Genomic DNA, 18252 nt, shown 5'->3' with positions numbered 1-18252 from the left:
CGATGGCACGCGTTACCGTCGACGGCATCCAGGTCGAGGTCGCCAACGGCTCCTCGGTGCTGCAGGCCTGCGAGGCGGCGGGCAAGGAGATCCCGCGCTTCTGCTATCACGAGCGGCTGTCGATCGCCGGCAACTGCCGGATGTGCCTGGTCGAGGTGGAAAAGGCGCCGAAGCCGGTGGCATCCTGCGGCTATCCCGTGATGGACGGCATGGTGGTGAAGACCGACACCGCGGTGGTGCGCAAGGCGCGTCGCGCGGTGATGGAATTCCTGTTGATCAACCATCCGCTTGACTGTCCGATCTGCGACCAGGGAGGCGAATGCGACCTGCAGGACCAGGCGTATTCGTATGGCGCCGATCATTCGCGCTATGCCGAGAACAAGCGGGCGGTGAAGGACAAGTACCTCGGTCCGCTGGTCAAGACGGTGATGACCCGTTGCATCCAGTGCACGCGCTGCGTGCGCTTCGCGACCGAGGTTGCAGGCGTGCCAGAGCTCGGGGCGACTTCGCGCGGCGAGAACATGGAAATCGGCACCTATGTCGAGAAGGCGCTGACGTCGGAATTGTCCGGCAACCTGATCGACATCTGCCCGGTCGGGGCGCTGACGTCGAAGCCCTACGCCTTCATGGCGCGGCCGTGGGAGCTGAAGCGTTCCGACAGCATCGACGTGATGGATGCGGTCGGCACCAACATCAGCATCCATGCCCGCGGCGCCGAGGTGCTGCGCATCCTGCCGCGCACCAACGACGAGGTGAATGAGGAGTGGATGGCCGACAAGGGCCGCTTCTCGTTCGACGGGTTCCGGCGCAGGCGCCTGGACCAGCCCTGGGTGCGGGCGCACGGCAAGCTGCAGCCGGCGCGTTGGCAGGATGCGTTCGTGGCGATCGCGCATGGGTTGCAGGGTGTGCACGGGGATCGCATCGGGGCGATCGCCGGCGACCTGTGCGATGCCGAGAGCATGGTGGCGCTTCGCGACCTGATGGTCTCGCTGGGGTCGCCGAACCTCGATTGCCGGCAGGACGGCGCGCGCTACGACACCACGCGGCGCGAGTTCTACACCTTCAACACCAGCATCGCCGGCATCGAGGAGAGCGACGCGCTGCTGCTGGTCGGCTGCGATCCGCGCCACGAGGCGCCGGTGCTCAACGCCCGCATACGCAAGCGCTATCTGGCGGGGCGCTACCCGATCGGGGTGATCGGGCATCCGACCGCCGACCTGACCTATGGGGCGGAGATCATCGGGGACCGGCCTGCAGCGCTGACTGGGCTGCTGGAGGGCGGGCTTGCCTTTGCCGAGGTGCTGAAGTCGGCAAAGCGCCCGATGATCGTCGTCGGCCAGGCGGCGCTGGCGCGCGACGACGGCGCCGCGGTACTGGCGGCGTGCTGGAAGCTGGCCGAGTCGGTCGGCGCACTGGCGGACGATTGGCATGGCTTCAACGTGCTGCATCATGCGGCGTCGCGGGTTGCGGCGCTGGATATCGGGTTCCTGCCCGGGCGTGGCGGCCGGTCGGTGGCCGGGATGATGAGCGGCGGGGTCGACGTGCTGTGGCTGCTCGGCGCCGACGAGTTCCATCCGGCGCGGATCGGCCCGGACACCTTCGTGATCTACCAAGGGCATCATGGCGATGCCGGCGCGTCGCGCGCCGACGTCATTCTGCCGGGTGCCACCTATGCCGAGAAGCCGGGCACCTACGTGAACACCGAAGGGCGCGTTCAGAGGGCGTTCCAGGCGATCATGCCGCCGGGCGAGGCCAAGGAAGATTGGCGGATCATCCGGGCGTTCTCCGAGGTCATCGGGATGACCCTGCCGTATGACAACCTGGATGCGGTGCGGGCGCGGCTGACGGAGGTCAATCCGGTGTTCGGGGTGCAGGGCTTGCCGCGTTTTGGGTCCGGCGATCGGAGTGGGCCGGCCGGCGATGTGGCGGCGCTTGGCAATGCGGCGTTCGCACCGGGCATCGGCGACTACTACCTGACCAATGCGATCAGCCGGGCCAGCCCGACCATGCAGGAGTGTTCGCGGGTCTATACCCAGCCGGTCGTGCAGGCGGCGGAGTAGGCGAGGTGCAGCACTTCTTCCTCGACACGACCCTTGGGCTGATCATCCTGACGGTGCTGGAAGCGCTGGCGATGCTGGTGCCGCTGCTGGTCGGTGTGGCCTACCTGACCTATGCCGAGCGCAAGGTGCTAGCGGCGATCCAGCTTCGCAAGGGACCCAACACGGTGGGGCCGTTCGGGCTGCTGCAGGCGTTTGCCGACGCCATCAAGATGATCACCAAGGAGACCATCATCCCGTCCGGGGCCAACCGGGCACTGTTCCTGCTGGCGCCGGTGCTGACCTTCGGCCTGGCGATGATGGCGTGGGCAGTGATCCCGACCAACAACCACTGGGCGGTGGCGGACATCAATGTCGGCATCCTGTACCTGTTCGCGATCTCCTCGCTGGGCGTCTACGGCATCCTCATCGCCGGGTGGGCCAGCAACTCGAAGTACGCCTTCATGGGCGGCCTGCGCTCGGCGGCGCAGATGGTCAGCTATGAGGTCTCGATCGGGCTGGTCATGGTGTCGGTGCTGCTTGCGGTCGGCAGCCTGAACCTCAACGACATCGTGCTGGCGCAGCGGCATGTCTGGTTCGCGCTGCCGATGTTCCCGATGTTCGTCGTGTTCTTCATCTCGGCCCTGGCCGAGACCAACCGGGCGCCGTTCGACCTGCCGGAAGGCGAGAGTGAACTGGTGGCTGGATTCTTCGTGGAATACAGCTCGTTGTCGTTCGGGCTGTTCTTCCTGGGCGAATACGCCAACATGTTCCTGATGAGCGGGATGACCACCATCCTGTTCCTCGGTGGCTGGCTGCCGCCGGTGGGGATCGCGCCGTTCACCTGGATCCCCGGACCGATCTGGTTCATCGCCAAGATCCTGTTCGTGCTGTTCGTGTTCATCTGGGTACGCGGCACATTCCCGCGCTACCGCTACGACCAGCTCATGCGGCTCGGCTGGAAGGTGTTCCTGCCGTTCTCACTGCTCTGGATGGTGCTGACCGCGGGCTTCCTGATGGCGACGGGGCTATTGCCCCATAGCGGCTCCTGAAGGGGCCGGAGAGAAAAAGATCATGGCGTTCCTCGATCGCACCGCGCGCGGCTTCCTGCTGACGGAGCTGATCTCCGGCATGGGGGTCACGCTGCGCTACATGTTCAAACCGAAGGCGACGCTGAACTACCCGAACGAGAAAGGCTCTCTCTCGCCGCGCTTCAGGGGCGAGCACGCGCTGCGCCGCTACCCGAACGGCGAGGAGCGCTGCATCGCCTGCAAGCTGTGCGAGGCGGCGTGCCCGGCTGAGGCGATCACCATCGAGGCGGAGCCGCGCGAGGATGGCAGCCGGCGCACCACGCGCTACGACATCGACATGACCAAGTGCATCTATTGTGGCCTGTGCGAGGAAGCCTGCCCGGTGGACGCCATCGTCGAGGGGCCGAACTACGAGTTCGCCACCGAGACGCGCGAGGAGCTGATGTACAACAAGGACAAGCTGCTCGCGAACGGCGATCGCTGGGAGAGCGTGCTGGCACGCCGGCTCGAGCAGGACGCGCCGTACCGATGATCACGCAGATCGTCTTCTGGTTCTTCGCCGTGGTGCTGATCGGCTCCGCGGTGATGGTGGTGAGCGCCCGCAATCCGGTGCACTCGGTGCTGTTCCTGATCCTGGCGTTCTTCAATGCCGCCGGGCTGTTCCTGATCGCCGGCGCCGAGTTCCTGGCGATGATCCTGGTGATCGCCTATGTCGGTGCGGTCGCGGTGCTGTTCCTGTTCGTCGTCATGATGCTCGACGTCAATTTCTCGCAGTTGCGCGAGGGCCTGCAACGCTACTTCCCGGTGGGGGCCGCGGTCGGCCTGGTTCTGTTCGTCGAGCTGGCGCTGAGCGCCAGCGCCTGGCGGATCGCGCCGAACGTGCGCGACCTGCCGCATGCGAGGGTGCCGGGGGCGAGCAGCAATACCGAGGCGCTGGGCGAGCTGATCTATACCCACTACGTGTTCCTGTTCCAGGCGTGCGGGCTGGTGCTGCTGGTGGCGATGATCGGCGCCATCGTACTGACGCTGCGTGACCGGCCGAGCGCAAAACGCCAGGACGTGGCGGTTCAGCATGCGCGGGTGCCGGCCGATACGCTCCAGATGATGACGCTGGGGCTGGGCGAGAGCACCACCGGCAATGGCGGGTTCCGGCGCCCGATCGGCAAGTCGGCGGAGAAGCCGGTTAGCAGGCCGGCCCTGGTCATCGAGAACAGTCCGGACCGGGAGGGCTAGGCCGGTGCTGCCTGGGATCGCCAACGTGGGCCTCGGCCCGTATCTCACCGTAAGCGCGGCACTGCTGGTGCTGGGCGTGTTCGGCATCTTCCTGAACCGCAAGAACGTCATCACCATCATGATGTCGATCGAGCTGATTCTGCTCGCCGGCGAGATCAACCTGGTGGCGTTCTCCTCGGCGCTCGGCGATCTTTCCGGGCAGGTGTTCACGCTGTTCGTGCTGACCGTGGCCGCCGCCGAGGCGGCGATCGGGCTCGCCATCGTCACCGTCTATTTCCGTAACCGCGGCTCGATCCAGGTCGAGGACGTGACCTTGATGAAGGGCTGAGATGATCGGCGCGTCTTCCCTGTTTACCGTCGCGGTCTTTGCGCCGCTGTTCGGCGCGATCATTGCCGGCCTGTTCGGGGCCGGATTGTTCGGGCCAAGCATCGGCGATCGTGGCGCCCGCGCGGTCAGCGTCGGGCTGATGGTGCTGGCCACCGTCTGCGGTCTCGGCGCCCTGTCCGGGGCGTTGTCGCAGGGCTCGCCGACCCTGGCGGTGCCGGTGTCCGACTGGATCCAGGCCGGCGGCTTCCGGGCGCCCTGGACGCTGCGGTTCGACATGCTGTCGGTCGAGATGGTGGCGATGGTCACCCTGGTCTCGACGCTGATCCACATCTACAGCATCGGCTACATGAGCCATGAGACGAACCCGGTCTCGCGGTTCTTCGCGTATCTGTCGCTGTTCACCTTCGCCATGCTGATGCTGGTGAGCTCCGACAACCTGATCCAGCTGTTCTTCGGCTGGGAAGGCGTCGGCCTCGCGAGCTACCTGCTGATCGGCTACTGGTACGACCGTCCGAGCGCCAACGCCGCCGCGATCAAGGCATTCGTGGTCAACCGGGTGGCGGACCTGTTCTTCATGGTCGGCATCGCGCTGCTGTTCGCGCTGTTCGGAACGGTCAGCTACGACAACATCTTCGCGCTGGTGCCCGATCACCAGGCTGCCATGTACCATCTGTTCGGCACCGACATGCGCGCGTACGAGGTGATCGGCGTGCTGCTGTTCATCGGCGCGATGGGCAAGTCGGCACAGCTGTTCTTCCATACCTGGCTGCCGGATGCGATGGAGGGGCCGACGCCGGTCTCCGCCCTGATCCATGCCGCGACCATGGTGACCGCGGGCGTGTTCCTGCTGGCACGGATGTCGCCGCTGATCGAGTTCGCGCCGGTGACGAAGGACCTGGTGGTCTTGATCGGCGCCTCGACCTGCTTCTTTGCCGCCACCGTCGGGCTGGTGCAGCCGGACATCAAGCGCACCATCGCATACTCGACCTGCTCGCAGCTCGGCTACATGTTCATGGCCTGTGGCGTCGGCGTCTACCAGGCCGGCATGTTCCACCTGACGACGCATGCCTTCTTCAAGGCGCTGCTGTTCCTGGGCGCGGGCTCGGTGATCCATGCCCTGCATGACGAGCAGGACATGTTCAAGATGGGCGGCCTGGCGCGGAAGCTGCCGGTGACCTGCGCGGTGATGTGGATCGGCTCGCTGGCGCTGGCGGGCATCCCGCCGTTTGCAGGCTGGTGGTCGAAGGATGCCATCATCGACGCGACCTTCATCGCCGGTACCGGACCCGGCTACTACGGCTGGCTGCTGGGCTCGCTGACCGCCTTCCTGACCGCGCTGTACAGCGGGCGGCTGCTTTTCCTGGTGTTCCACGGCAAGCCGCGGGATGCGCAACTCGCCGAGCACGCGCACGAGAGCGGGCCAGTCATCCTCGGGCCGCTGGTGGTACTGGCGATCGGCGCCGCATTCGCGGGAGCGGCGTTCGCGCCCTGGTTCATCGGAGGCCGTCAGGCGGGGTTCTGGAACGGCGCGATCTTTACGGCGCCCGGCAACGCGGTGCTGGCGTCGCTGGAGCAGGTGCCGGTGCTGATAACCCTGGTGCCGACGGTGCTGGCGCTGCTTGGTGCGGCGACGTCCTACTACGCCTACGTGGCGAAGCCGGAGCTGCCTGCCCGGTTGGCGACGCAATACGGCAGCCTGTACCGATTCCTGCTCAACAAGTGGTATTTCGACGAGCTGTACGACCGCATATTCGTGCGCCCCTACGAGGCGATCGCCCGGCTGTTCTGGCATGTCGGCGAGGAGGATATCGCCGAGGGCGTACCGGACGGGATCGGCCGCCTGACATCGGGAGGGTCGATGCAGCTCGTGCGGGTGCAGACCGGGTCGATCGCCGTCTATGCCTTCACCATGCTGATCGGACTGGTCGTGCTGATCTCGACGTTCCTGGTTTTCCGCTGATGAACTGGACTCTTGCGCTTCCGGAGATCGTCCTCTCGGTTTCCGGCCTCGCCATCCTGGTGTTCGGCGTCCTGCAGCGGCGTGATCCGACTCAGGTCTGCTCGCTGCTGACGCTGGCAGCCTTCGTGCTGACCGGCGTGCTGGTGCTGCTGGCGCCGGACGGGATCGGCTACAACTCGGTCTTCGTCGGCGACGATTTCGCCCGCTACATGAAGATCCTCAGCCTGGCCGGAGCGGCGCTCAGCCTGATCCTGTCGATGGACTACAATCGCCGGGAGGGGATCGGCCGCTTCGAGTTTCCGGTTCTGCTGTTGTTCTCGACCGTCGGCACCATGGTGATGGCGTCGAGCGAGAACCTGATGACGCTCTACATCGGGCTCGAGCTGCAATCGCTGGCGATCTACATCCTGTGCGCCTTCGACCGTGACCGGCTGGGGTCGGCGGAAGCGGGACTGAAGTACTTCGTGCTCGGCTCGCTGGCATCCGGACTGTTGCTGTATGGCGTCTCGCTGGTGTTCGGCTTCGCCGGCACAATGGAGTATCGCGGCCTGCAGGCGGCGCTGTCGGCCTCCGCGGAGATCCCGACCGGACTGGTGATCGGCATCGTGTTCATCATCGTCGGCCTGGCCTTCAAGGTCTCGGCGGTGCCGTTCCATATGTGGACGCCGGACGTGTACCAGGGTGCGCCGCCGCCGGTGACGTCGTTCATGGCGGGCGCCCCGAAGATCGCCGCGTTCGCGCTGCTGCTGCGGGTGATGGCTGGACCGTTCGGCACCGCGTCGCACCAGTGGCAGCTGCTGATCGAGCTGATCTCGATGGCCTCGATGCTGTTCGGCGCATTGGCGGCGATCCCGCAGACCAGCATCAAGCGGCTTATGGCGTACTCGTCCATCGGCCACATGGGGTACGCGCTGATGGGCCTGGCGGCGGCGACGCCGGCCGGGATGCGCGGGACGCTCATCTATCTTGCGGTCTACCTGTTCATGAATGCCGGCACCTTCGCGGTGATCGTGGCGATGCGCCGGCGTGGCCGCCCGGTCGAGCGCATTGCCGACCTGGCCGGACTTGGGCGCACCGATCCGGGGCTTGCCCTGGCGATGGCGATCTTCATGTTCAGCATGATCGGCGTGCCGCCGTTGTCGGGGTTCTTCGGCAAGCTGCTGGTATTCAGTGCCGCGCTGCAGGCGGGGCTGCCGGTGCTGGTGGTGGTCGGCATCGTGTCGAGCGTGATCGGCGCGTACTACTACCTCCGCGTGGTGAAGGTGATGTATTTCGACGTCGCCACCGCGGCGTTCGATCGCCCGGCCGCCTCGGTATCGCTAGTCTCGGCCGGGATGGGCCTGGTGACCGGCCTGTTCATCCTGTTGCTGGGCCCGGTGAGCAGCGCCGCGCAGGCGGCCGCGGCAGTGCTGTTCAGGTGACAGCGGCGGCGTTGATCCCGGGAGCGGGTGACCGGCTCCCGGGCGGACCGACCTGGCGGCTGCAGGATCATGAGACGCTGCCCTCCACATCCGATCTGTGCATCGAGCTGGCGCGGGCCGGGGAGCCGGCCGGGCTTGCGGTGCTGGCGCGTTCGCAGACACGTGGGCGGGGCACACGCGGCCGCGGCTGGATGTCCGGGGCAGGGGCGCTGGCCCTGTCCGTGCTGCTGCGGCCGCAAGAGGGCGATGCCTCGCGTGCCTCGGTCTGGCCGTTCGTCGCCTCCCTCGCGCTGCACGACGCATTCGCGCTGACACCCCGGCACAGGCAGTCGCTGAGGCTGAAATGGCCGAACGACGTCATGCTCGCCGATACCGGGGAGGCGGGTTCCTCCGCCGCGACGGCTCTGCCTGCAAGGAAACTGGCTGGCATCCTGATCGAGCGCTCGCCTTCGTCTGCGGACGATGCCGGCTGGCTGGTGCTCGGTTTTGGTGCCAATCTCGCCAGCGCGCCGATACTGACTGACCGGTCGACCGGGTGCCTGGCAGAGCTCGGCGCGGCGCCGGATCCGCGCCTGATCGCGGAACGGCTGCTTGCGGCGCTGTCCGGCCGGATCGAGGAGATGCAGCGCGGGGGATTCGCGGCGATCCGGCAGGCTTGGCTGGATCGCGCCTTCCCGGCTGGTACCGCGCTCGCCGTGCGGACACCCGCCGGCGAAACCCTGGGGGCGTTCTCGTCGATCGCGGAGGACGGCACCCTGCTGCTACGGGTCGGCGGTGCGATCAGCCGGATCTCGACCGGCGAGGTCATGCTGGCGGGGGCCGGCGCGTCGTCATGAGGGCGCGGCGCGGCTGCCGGGTAGTACGATCCGACATCGCCGGACAGGAAGGCTAAAGCCAATGCTGCTTGTCGTCGATGCCGGCAATACCAACATCGTGTTCGCGCTGCATGACGGTGGCGAGTGGCGCGGCATCTGGCGCATCGCCACCGAAACCAGGCGTACATCCGACGAGTATGCGGTCTGGCTGCTGGCGCTGCTGACCCATAGCGGTCTGGAACGCGGCATGGTCGATCGGGCGGTGATCGGCACGGTGGTGCCGGCGGCGCTGTATCACCTGCGCAGGCTGTGCCGGGACTGGTTCGACGTGGAGCCGCTGATCGCCTCGTCCCGGCTGGACTGGGGCTTCGAGATCCGCATGGACAACCCCGCGGAGGTCGGCGTGGACCGGTTGCTGAACGGGCTCGCCGGGCACCAGCTCTATGGCGGGCCGCTGATGGTGATCGATTTCGGCACCGCGACCACGTTTGATGTGGTCGACCGGGAAGGCTGCTATACAGGCGGCGTCATCGCGCCGGGGATCTCTCTTTCGGTCGAAGCCCTGCATCAGGCGGCCGCCCGGCTGCCACGCATCGGCATCGGCCGCTCGCAGGGGCCGGTGATCGGACGCAACACGATCGCAGCCATGCGATCCGGAATCTATTGGGGCTACATCGGCCTGATCGAGGGCATCGCGTCCCGGATCATCGCCGAAGTCGGTGAACCGATGAAGGTGGTGGCGACCGGCGGCCTGGCGCCGCTGTTCGCGGAAGGCACCACCGTCATCGAACGCATCGACCCCGAACTCACCTTGGACGGGCTCCGCCTGCTGGCAGCCCGCAACCCGCACCCGACGCATCCTGTCGATAGAACCACCAACGATTGAAGGCGAATTATGAATGTGTTGAACGGCGACCTGGCCTTCCTGCCCCTGGGCGGGACGGGCGAGATCGGCATGAACCTGAACCTGTATCGATGCGACGGTGCGTGGCTGGCGGTGGATTGCGGCATCGGCTTCTCCGGCAACGACAGCCCGGAAGTCGACATCCTGATGCCGGACCCGTCCTACATCGTCGAGCGGTCGCGCGACCTCGTCGGACTGGTCATCACCCACGCGCACGAGGACCATCTCGGGGCGGTGGCGCATCTGTGGCCGCGGCTGCGCTGCCCGGTCTATGCGACGCAGTTCGCGGCCGCGGTCCTGCGCCGCAAGCTCGGCGAGGCCGGGCTGCTGTCCCAGGTGAAGCTGCACGTGATCCCGGAAGGCGGTGCGTTCCGTCTCGAGCCGTTCGACCTGCGCTTCATCAGCGTGACGCACTCGGTGCCGGAGGCGCAGGCGCTGGTGATCCGCACGCGGCATGGCATCGTGCTGCATACCGGTGACTGGAAGCTCGATCCGAACCCGCTGGTCGGGCCGCCGACGGATCTGGAGGCGCTTGCCGATCTCGGTCGCGAGGGCGTGCTGGCGATGGTGTGCGACAGCACCAACGCGATGGTCGAGGGCGAGAGCGGGTCCGAGGCGGATGTGCGCCGGAGCATGACCAGCCTGATCGCCGGCATCAATGGCCGCATCGCGGTGACCTGCTTTGCCAGCAACGTGGCGCGCGTCGAGAGTATCGCGCTTGCCGCCGAGGCGGCCGGGCGTTCGGTCGTGGTGGTGGGCCGCTCCCTGCGCAACCTCGAGGCGGCGGCGCGGGACTGCGGCTACCTGGACCAGGTGCCGATGTTCCTGTCCGAGCAGGATGCCGAGGACGTGCCGGACGACAACCTGCTGATGATCGTGACCGGCAGCCAGGGCGAGCCGCGTTCGGCGATGTCGCGGATCGCGCTGGACAGCCACCCGAACATCTCGCTGGGCGAGGGCGACACGGTGGTGTTCTCCTCGCGCATGATCCCCGGCAACGAGCGTGCCATCATGCAGGTGCAGGACAACCTGGTGCGGCGCGGCGTGCGTGTGCTGACCGCCGACGACCACATGGTGCATGTCTCCGGCCACGCTGCCCGCGACGACCTGCGCCGGCTGTACGGTCTGGTGAAGCCGCGCTACTCGGTGCCGGTGCATGGCGAGTGGCGGCATCTTGCGGCGCACGCGACGCTCGCGCGCGAGGAGGGGGCGCAGCCGATCCTGCTGGAGGATGGCGACGTGTTGAGCCTGTCCGGCAACGCGGTCGAGGTGATCGAAAGCGTTCCGGTGGCAAAGCTGGCGCTGGACGGCAACCGGGTGGTGCCGATGGAGGGCGGTGTGCTGGCGGCGCGGCGCAAGATGCTGTTCAACGGCGTGGTGCTCGGCAGCGTGGTGATGGACCGGGGCGGCCGCTTCCTGGGTGCGCCGAAGGTCAGCGCACCAGGATTGCTCGAACCGGACGATGCCGAGACAATCCGGGTCACCGCGAGCTTCGCGCAGAACCTTGCCGAACTGTCCGACGCGGTGCGTGGCGACGAAGCCGGGCTGAAGGAGGCTGCACGCAGCGCGTTGCGACGGGCGCTGGGACGCAAGCTGCAGAAGCGACCGATGGTGGACGTGCATCTGCTGCGCGTCTGACCGGAGATGGGCTGGTTCACCGGCCTCATCCTGTTCGTGCTGATCTGGTGGACGGCGCTGTTCGCGGTGCTGCCGCTGGGTCAGCGCATGCGTCCGGAAGCCGACGAGGTATCCGGGGTGCGCGGCCTGCCGGAGCGGCCAAGGATCGGTCGGGTCGTGCTGATCACGACAATCGTTTCGATAGTTTTATGGACCGGCTGTGACCTGCTGATCAGCAGCAGTTACTTGTCCTTCAGGCACGGAATACTGGCATTCGACGGCTAGAGACTGTTCCGCGCGAGGGCGACGCAGTCAGGCGCGATTCGTCTGTACGGTCCCAACAACGGCAATAACTTTTGCATGATTGTAACGTATTTCCCTAGCTATCGATGCCCGGTTCCGCAATCATTAACGGCAGGATGAGGGTATCCCCATCCTGCCGTGTGACTGGCGTTTTCTCCCTAAACTTGGCCCACGCGGTTGACCAAGTCGTCGCGTGGGCTTTTTTTATGCGGGCAACCGCGATTTGTCACGCCCTGCAAGACAATAAAGATGCAGGGGAACAACGATTTCCACGGACTGTTACTTGTGCACCGCATCATAGTGCGATGCACAATTATATCATGTGCGAGTAATCGTGCGTCCGCGCTCGAACCGGGCATGCCCAGCCGGTGCGCGGAGGACGCCGGCCCGTCGCCGGCGGCGCGGGGACGGACAATTCTCAACATGGTGATCCTGCTCTAGTGTCCAGGCGCGTCGTCCCCGTCCCTGATCTCCGAGGTCATGTCCGCCTATGCGTCTGTCGAGAGGCTTCCTGCCGACCCTGAAGGAGAATCCGGCCGAGGCGCAGATCGCCTCGCACCGGCTGATGCTGCGGGCCGGGCTGATCCGCCAGACCGCGGCAGGCATCTACGCCTGGTTGCCGGCCGGCCTCCGGGTGCTGCGCAACATCGCGCAGATCGTCCGTGAGGAGCAGGACGCCATCGGCGCGCAGGAGGTGCTGATGCCGACGCTGCAGCCGGCCGAGCTTTGGCGACGGTCCGGCCGCTACGAGGCATACGGTCCGGAGATGCTGCGTCTCACCGACCGGCACGAGCGCGACCTGCTGTACGGGCCGACCAACGAGGAGATGATCACCGACCTTTTCGGGCAGTCGGTCAGATCATACCGGGAGCTGCCGCAGGTGCTCTACCAGATCCACTGGAAGTTCCGCGACGAGGTGCGGCCGCGATTCGGCGTCATGCGCGGGCGCGAATTCCTGATGAAGGATGCCTACAGCTTCGATACGGATCCCGAGGCAGCGGTCGCGACCTACCGCCGCATGCTGCTGGCCTACCTGCGCACGTTCCAGCGCCTGGGAGTGGCGGCTATCCCGATGGTGGCGGATGCCGGGCCGATCGGCGGCAACCACAGCCATGAGTTCATCATCCTGGCCCCGACGGGCGAGAGCGGCGTGTTCTACGACGGCGGGCTGGAAGAGCAGGACTGGCTGTCGAGCGAGATCGACCTTGCGGATCGCGAGGCCCTGGCTGGCTTCTTCACGCGGGTGACGTCGCTGTACGCCGCGACCGACGAGAAGCATGACGAGGCGGCGTGGGCCGAGGTGCCGGCGGATCGCCGTCGCGAAGGACGCGGGATCGAGGTCGGACACATCTTCTATTTCGGCACCAAATATACCGAGTCGATGGGGATCTCCGTCAGCGGCGCGGACGGTGCGCCGTTCCATCCGGAAATGGGCAGCTACGGCATCGGCGTCTCGCGCCTGGCCGGCGCCATCATCGAGGCGAGCCACGACGAGGCCGGCATCATCTGGCCCGACGCGGTTGCGCCCTACAAGGCGGCGATCCTCAACCTCAAGCCCGGCGATGCCGGCTGCGACGCGTTGTGCGAGCGGCTGTATGGCGCCAGCCCGGATGCGCTGCTGCTCGACGACCGCAGCGAGCGCGCCGGTGTCAAGTTCAACGACGCCGACCTGATGGGTCATCCGTGGCAGGTCATCGTCGGTCCGCGCGGGGCCGCCGCCGGCCGGGTCGAGCTCAAGCGGCGGGCCACCGGGGAGCGTGTCGAACTGTCGCCGGAGGAGGCGCTGGAAAGGATCGGCCTGCCGGCTGTGGGTGGTCCGGGCGGTCACGCCGCCTGATGTTCGGCGCCTTCGAGCGTGCGATCGCCGGGCGCTACCTGCGCGCCCGGCGCGGGGAGCGGTTCGTCTCCGTCATCGCAATCTTTTCGCTGATCGGCATCGCGCTCGGCGTTGCCACCCTGATCATCGTGATGTCGGTGATGAACGGCTTCAAGGCCGACCTGATGAGCCGCATCCTGGGGCTGAACGGCGATCTCAGCATCACCGGCACCGGCGTGCCGATCCAGGACTACAACGAGCTGGCCAGCAAGGTTGCCGGGATCGACGGCGTGGTGTCGGCGACGCCGCTGGTCGAGGGGCAGGTGCTGCTGAGTGCCGGGAGCTACAGTGCCGGTGGGTTGATACGCGGCATGACGCCGGCCGACCTGCAGCGGCTGCGGGAGATCAGCGGCAACATCATCAGCGGCAACCTTGCGGACTTCCACGGCGACGATGCGATTGCCATCGGCGTGACGCTCGCCGAACGCGCCAACCTCACCATCGGCTCGCACCTGACCCTGGTCTCGCCGAACGGGGCGGCGACCGCCTTCGGCACCATCCCGCGGGTCCGGGCGTACCGCATCGTCGCGATCTTCGATGCCGGCGTGAACGACTACAATGCGTCGTATGCATTCCTGCCGTTGGCTGCGGCGCAGGTCTTCTTCCAGATGCCGAACGCGGTGTCGCTGATCCAGGTGATGACGCGCGACGCCGAGAACGTGCGTCCGGTAACGCGCCGCATCCGCGAAGCGCTGCCCGACCAGCCGCTCCGCGTGCTCGACTGGACGCAGAGCAACAACGCGTTCTTTGGTGCGGTGCAGGTCGAGCAGAACGTGATGTTCCTGATCCTGACGCTGATCATCCTGGTGGCCGCCTTCAACGTGGTGTCGTCGCTGATCATGATGGTGAAGGACAAGACGCGCGATATCGCCGTGCTGCGCACCATCGGCGCCGGGCGCGGCGCGGTGATGCGGATCTTCCTGATGTGCGGCGCCTCGGTCGGCGTCACCGGCACGCTGCTCGGGACTTTGCTCGGCATCGTGTTCGCGCTCAACATCGAGCATATCCGGCAGGCGCTGCAGTCGGTGACCGGCACCAACCTGTTCAACCCGGAGGTGTATTATCTCGAGCATCTGCCGGCCAAGCTCGAGTGGCCGCAGGTGATCCAGGTGATCGTGATGGCGCTGGTGCTGTCGTTGCTGGCGACCCTGTACCCGTCCTGGCGTGCGGCGCGCACCGATCCTGTCGAGGCGCTTCGCCATGAGTAGCGCGACGGTGGGGGAGACGAGGCTGCCGCTTGCCCTGCGCAGGCTGTTCCATGGCTACCAGAGCGGTGAGGGACGGCTCGAGGTGCTGCAGGGCGCCGAGCTGTCGCTGCGGCCAGGCGAGATCGTGGCGCTGGTGGCGCCGTCCGGTACCGGCAAGTCGACGCTGCTGCACCTGGCCGGCCTGCTGGAGACGCCGCAGGATGGCGCAGTATTGATCGACGGGCGGGATGCCGGTCGGCTCTCCGACGGCGAGCGCACCGCGATACGGCGAACCGCCATCGGCTTCGTCTACCAGTTCCATCACCTGCTGGCCGAGTTTACAGCGCTGGAGAATGTGGTGCTGCCGCAGATGATCGGCGGCGGGGGGCGCAAGGCGGCGCGGGTGCGGGCGGAGGCGCTGCTGCGCGCCTTCGGGCTCGGGCACCGCATGGACCATCTGCCGGGGAAGCTTTCCGGTGGCGAGCAGCAGCGGGTGGCGATTGCCCGCGCCCTCGCCAACCGGCCGCGTGTGCTGCTGGCCGACGAGCCGACCGGCAACCTCGATGTCGGCACTGCGGACCAGGTGTTCGACGAACTGCTGCGGGTCGCTCGCGAGGAGGGCCTCGCCGGCCTGATCGCCACGCACAACACCGAGCTTGCGCGGCGCATGGACCGGATCGTGACGCTTCGCGAGGGGCGCATCGTCGCGGTTGCGTGAAGAGCGGGTTCTGCAACCGGCTTCGATCGTCCTGGTTCCAGGGACATGGCGGATGACGAGAACGCGGTAAGGGCCCAGGCGAAAGCGGCACGGCTGCATTACGTGTCGGCGCGCAAGCCGGGATACAGCCGCGAGCCTGTGGAGGACGGCTTCCAGTATCGCGACCCGACTGGCGCGATCGTCACCGACGAGGAGACCGTGAGCCGGCTGCGCAAGCTGGCAATTCCGCCTGCCTACCGGGATGTGTGGATCTGCAGGGATCCAAAGGGCCATTTGCAGGCGGTCGGACGCGACGCACGCGGACGGCTGCAGTATCGCTATCATCCGGACTGGCGGCTGGTCCGCGACGAGGCCAAGTTCAGCAAGATGCTGCTGTTCGGGCGCAAGCTGCCCGAGATGCGCGCGCACGTGGGCAGGGACCTCGCCGAGCGCGGGTTGACCCGTCGCAAGGTCCTGGCAACGGTCGTGACCCTGCTGGAGCGGACACTGGCGCGCGTCGGCAACGAGGAATACACGCGCACCAACAAGAGCTTCGGCCTGACCACTTTGCGCAACCGTCACCTGAAGGTGAAGGGCGAGGCGATGATCCTGGACTTCCGAGCAAAGCACGGGATCCAGCAGCATATCGAGGTGCGTGACCGGCGCATCGCCAACATCATGAAGAAGCTGCAGGACATCCCGGGTCAGGACCTGTTCCAGTATCTCGACGACGATGGCGAGCGGCACTCGATCACCTCATCGGACGTGAACGAATACCTGCACGAGATCACCGGCGAGGACATCACCGCCAAGGATTTCCGCACGTGGGCGGCGACCAATCTCGCGGCGTTGGCGCTGCGCCAGTTCGAGCAGTTCGACTCCAAGGCCGCGGCGAAAAAGAACGTGCTGCGTGCGGTCGAGAGTGTGTCGAAGCTGCTCGGCAACACGCCGGCGATCTGCCGCAAATGCTACATCCATCCGGCGGTGTTCGACGGCTATCTCGACGGCAGCCTGGCCGCCACCCTGAAGCAGCGGGCTGAAGCGGCACTCGATCCGAAGCACCAGCCGCACGCGCTGACGGCGGACGAGGTTGCGGTGATGGCGTTCCTGAGCCGCGGGCTGGACGAGGCGGCGCGCGGGCACGAGGGCGAGGTCACGATCCGGAATTCCTAGCGTCCGGGCTTGTCGAAGATGTCTGGCGATACCGTTCGGGAGCTTGTTACCGGCTTCACACACGGCGATTGGCCGCGTTGGCGGGCGGCATCATCCCGACGGTGCGGACCTGCTGGATACGGGGATCATCGGCAGCGTTATCGGCGACCCTGTCATCGCCTACGGCAAGGACGGACGGCGGCATTCACGCCGGCGGGAGAATGGTGATGCGATGCTTGTGGAAGAACAGCATCATGCCGTGCGCGCTCCATGACTCCAGGGCCGGTTCGGTGAAGTGACCGGTCGGGATGCCGTCGGGACCGGCGACCATGGCGACGGGCGGGAGGTAGTACTGCATCGAAGCGGTCGGCGCCCGACCGCCGCGCCAGTCCTCGCGCCGGATCATGGTGATGGTGTCCATCAGTCGGATGTCGTGCAGGATCGGCTGCAGGCGCGGGACGATCCCGATCAGGCAGGCCAGCATGAGCATCCCCGGTCCGAAGGCTGCCGTGCGATCACCGACCGTCCAGAGACGCACGGAGGCGCTGCCGGCTGCCGCCAGCGCCAGCACCATCCAGCATTGGCGCAGGCTTTCGTGACGCTCGCAGCACAGGGCGCCGAACTGGTGCCAAGACGCGGCAGCGACGGCGGCGGCAGCGAGCGGCAGGACAACGGCACACGCCATGAGTGCGCCGGCTTTCGGGCGGGTGCGGGCGGTGCACCAGCGCATGCCGAGCAGGAAGGCCAGGCGGGCCGGCCAGAGATGCCGTGCCTCGCGCCAAAGGTCGGACGGCACCGGCCGCAGGCTCTGCCAGACGGTGAGGTGGCCGACCGCCTCAGCCGAGCCGACACGGTGCCCGGCCACTTCCCAGAACACGAAGCCGACGACGCCGAGGCCTGGCAGTGACAGTGCGAGCGCCCTGCCGGGATGACGCCAGCGCAGCGCCGCAAGGGCTGGCGCCAGCAGCACCGTCAGGCAAGCGCCGGCTTCGCTGCAGGCAGCGCAGGCGGCCAGCGTTGCCGACAGGGCCAGCGTGCCGGACCAGCAGCGGCCGCGGTCGTCGATGAGCAGGAATACCGCCAGGCTGGCGGCGGCGAGGGTGGAGACGTAGGCCACCGCGCCGGCCGGCCAGTAGAACATCTCGCCAACCGGATGGCCGAGCAGGAACATGCAGCAGGTGGCGAGCCCGGCAAGCAGGCGAGGCGGGGCGGTGGTCCGCATGCTGGCCAGGGTGGAGGCAAACAGAGCGATCCAGAGCATGGCGATGAACGGGATCGTCAGCGGTCGCTGCAGGGCGGCGGCGAGGCGGCAGTAGACGTAGAACACGCTCTCCGATAGCGGCCTTGGGCTCCAGCCGCCGATGCGCTGGCGCCAGAGATAGGCGAGGTGGCCGTCGCGGGCGAAGGCGCTGCAGATGAACTCGTCGCCTCGCCAATGAGCTTCCGGAAGCAGGGTGGCATGCAGGGCAAGGATCGCGAGCATGAGGCAGGCAGCGGGCGTTGCGAGACCTGGCAGCCTCATCCTCGGCCACAGTCTGCCGGAAGATCCTGAAAGGATCCGAATGGGGGAAGCAGGGCGCGGGTCAGCATGACAGAACCAGGATTACACCTCGCAACTCGTCGGCGCTCGTCAACATGGCGAGGCAGCTCGCCATCTGAGGCATGAGGCGTGCCGCGGGCGCTGCAGGAAAG

At 66.9% G+C, this 18252-nt stretch carries 16 protein-coding genes; 15 read left to right on the top strand and 1 reads right to left on the bottom strand.

The window, feature by feature from the left end:
* Positions 1 to 2: 2 nt before the first annotated feature.
* The 15 genes from nuoG to FE263_RS11895 all read left to right on the top strand — a co-directional run bounded on the left by nuoG (position 3) and on the right by FE263_RS11895 (position 16581).
* Positions 3 to 2060: an NADH-quinone oxidoreductase subunit NuoG gene (nuoG, locus tag FE263_RS11965; protein WP_138326201.1), complete on the top strand. Its 2058-nt coding sequence runs from the start codon at positions 3 to 5 to the stop codon at positions 2058 to 2060.
* 5 nt (positions 2061 to 2065) lie between these two features.
* A complete protein-coding gene (gene nuoH / locus FE263_RS11960; RefSeq protein WP_138326200.1) occupies positions 2066 to 3088 on the top strand; it encodes an NADH-quinone oxidoreductase subunit NuoH in 1023 nt (340 codons plus the stop codon).
* A 22-nt stretch (positions 3089 to 3110) separates the two neighbouring features.
* Positions 3111 to 3599 carry an NADH-quinone oxidoreductase subunit NuoI gene (gene nuoI / locus FE263_RS11955; RefSeq protein ID WP_138326199.1) on the top strand — a complete coding sequence of 163 codons (489 nt, stop codon included), beginning with the start codon at positions 3111 to 3113 and terminating at the stop codon, positions 3597 to 3599.
* The gene (locus tag FE263_RS11950; RefSeq protein WP_138326198.1) at positions 3596 to 4300 is read left to right on the top strand and encodes an NADH-quinone oxidoreductase subunit J; all 705 of its coding nucleotides are present in this window, start codon (positions 3596 to 3598) and stop codon (positions 4298 to 4300) included. The genes nuoI and FE263_RS11950 overlap by 4 nt, the downstream gene beginning before the upstream one ends.
* 4 nt (positions 4301 to 4304) lie before the next feature.
* Positions 4305 to 4628: an NADH-quinone oxidoreductase subunit NuoK gene (gene nuoK / locus FE263_RS11945; RefSeq protein ID WP_205880348.1), complete on the top strand. Its 324-nt coding sequence runs from the start codon at positions 4305 to 4307 to the stop codon at positions 4626 to 4628.
* Position 4629: 1 nt separating this feature from the next.
* Positions 4630 to 6588, top strand: a complete 1959-nt coding sequence (gene nuoL / locus FE263_RS11940) for an NADH-quinone oxidoreductase subunit L (RefSeq protein WP_138326197.1) — start codon at positions 4630 to 4632, stop codon at positions 6586 to 6588.
* Complete coding sequence (gene nuoN, locus FE263_RS11935) at positions 6588 to 8009, top strand: NADH-quinone oxidoreductase subunit NuoN (RefSeq protein ID WP_138326196.1); 1422 nt, start codon at positions 6588 to 6590, stop codon at positions 8007 to 8009. Before nuoL ends, nuoN begins: the two co-directional genes overlap by 1 nt.
* Complete coding sequence (locus tag FE263_RS11930) at positions 8006 to 8845, top strand: biotin--[acetyl-CoA-carboxylase] ligase (protein ID WP_240759412.1); 840 nt, start codon at positions 8006 to 8008, stop codon at positions 8843 to 8845. Before nuoN ends, FE263_RS11930 begins: the two co-directional genes overlap by 4 nt.
* Positions 8846 to 8906: 61 nt before the next feature.
* On the top strand, positions 8907 to 9710 hold the full coding sequence (locus FE263_RS11925; RefSeq protein ID WP_138326195.1) for a type III pantothenate kinase: 804 nt from the start codon (positions 8907 to 8909) through the stop codon (positions 9708 to 9710).
* A gap of 9 nt (positions 9711 to 9719) precedes the next feature.
* Positions 9720 to 11366, top strand: a complete 1647-nt coding sequence (locus tag FE263_RS11920) for a ribonuclease J (RefSeq protein WP_138326194.1) — start codon at positions 9720 to 9722, stop codon at positions 11364 to 11366.
* Between the two features lie 6 nt (positions 11367 to 11372).
* The gene (locus tag FE263_RS11915; RefSeq protein WP_138326193.1) at positions 11373 to 11630 is read left to right on the top strand and encodes a DUF1467 family protein; all 258 of its coding nucleotides are present in this window, start codon (positions 11373 to 11375) and stop codon (positions 11628 to 11630) included.
* Positions 11631 to 12138: 508 nt separating this feature from the next.
* Positions 12139 to 13485 (top strand): proline--tRNA ligase, encoded by a 1347-nt coding sequence (gene proS / locus FE263_RS11910; RefSeq protein WP_138326192.1) that lies wholly within the window; start codon positions 12139 to 12141, stop codon positions 13483 to 13485.
* Positions 13485 to 14732, top strand: a complete 1248-nt coding sequence (locus tag FE263_RS11905) for a lipoprotein-releasing ABC transporter permease subunit (protein ID WP_138326191.1) — start codon at positions 13485 to 13487, stop codon at positions 14730 to 14732. The genes proS and FE263_RS11905 overlap by 1 nt, the downstream gene beginning before the upstream one ends.
* Complete coding sequence (locus FE263_RS11900) at positions 14725 to 15429, top strand: ABC transporter ATP-binding protein (RefSeq protein WP_138326190.1); 705 nt, start codon at positions 14725 to 14727, stop codon at positions 15427 to 15429. The genes FE263_RS11905 and FE263_RS11900 overlap by 8 nt, the downstream gene beginning before the upstream one ends.
* 45 nt (positions 15430 to 15474) lie before the next feature.
* Positions 15475 to 16581, top strand: coding sequence for a DNA topoisomerase IB (locus FE263_RS11895; RefSeq protein WP_138326189.1), 1107 nt, complete (start codon positions 15475 to 15477; stop codon positions 16579 to 16581).
* A gap of 184 nt (positions 16582 to 16765) precedes the next feature.
* On the opposite strand, the gene FE263_RS11890 is transcribed toward FE263_RS11895, so the two are convergent.
* The gene (locus FE263_RS11890) at positions 16766 to 18082 is read right to left on the bottom strand and encodes a hypothetical protein (RefSeq protein ID WP_138326188.1); all 1317 of its coding nucleotides are present in this window, start codon (positions 18080 to 18082) and stop codon (positions 16766 to 16768) included.
* Positions 18083 to 18252 lie beyond the last annotated feature (170 nt).

The sequence above is a fragment of the Lichenicoccus roseus genome (assembly GCF_005844085.1).
Classification (GTDB): Bacteria; Pseudomonadota; Alphaproteobacteria; order Acetobacterales; family Acetobacteraceae; genus Lichenicoccus; species Lichenicoccus roseus.
Note: the sequence above shows the minus strand (reverse complement) of the source record. Positions and strands in the feature narration are given on the sequence as shown.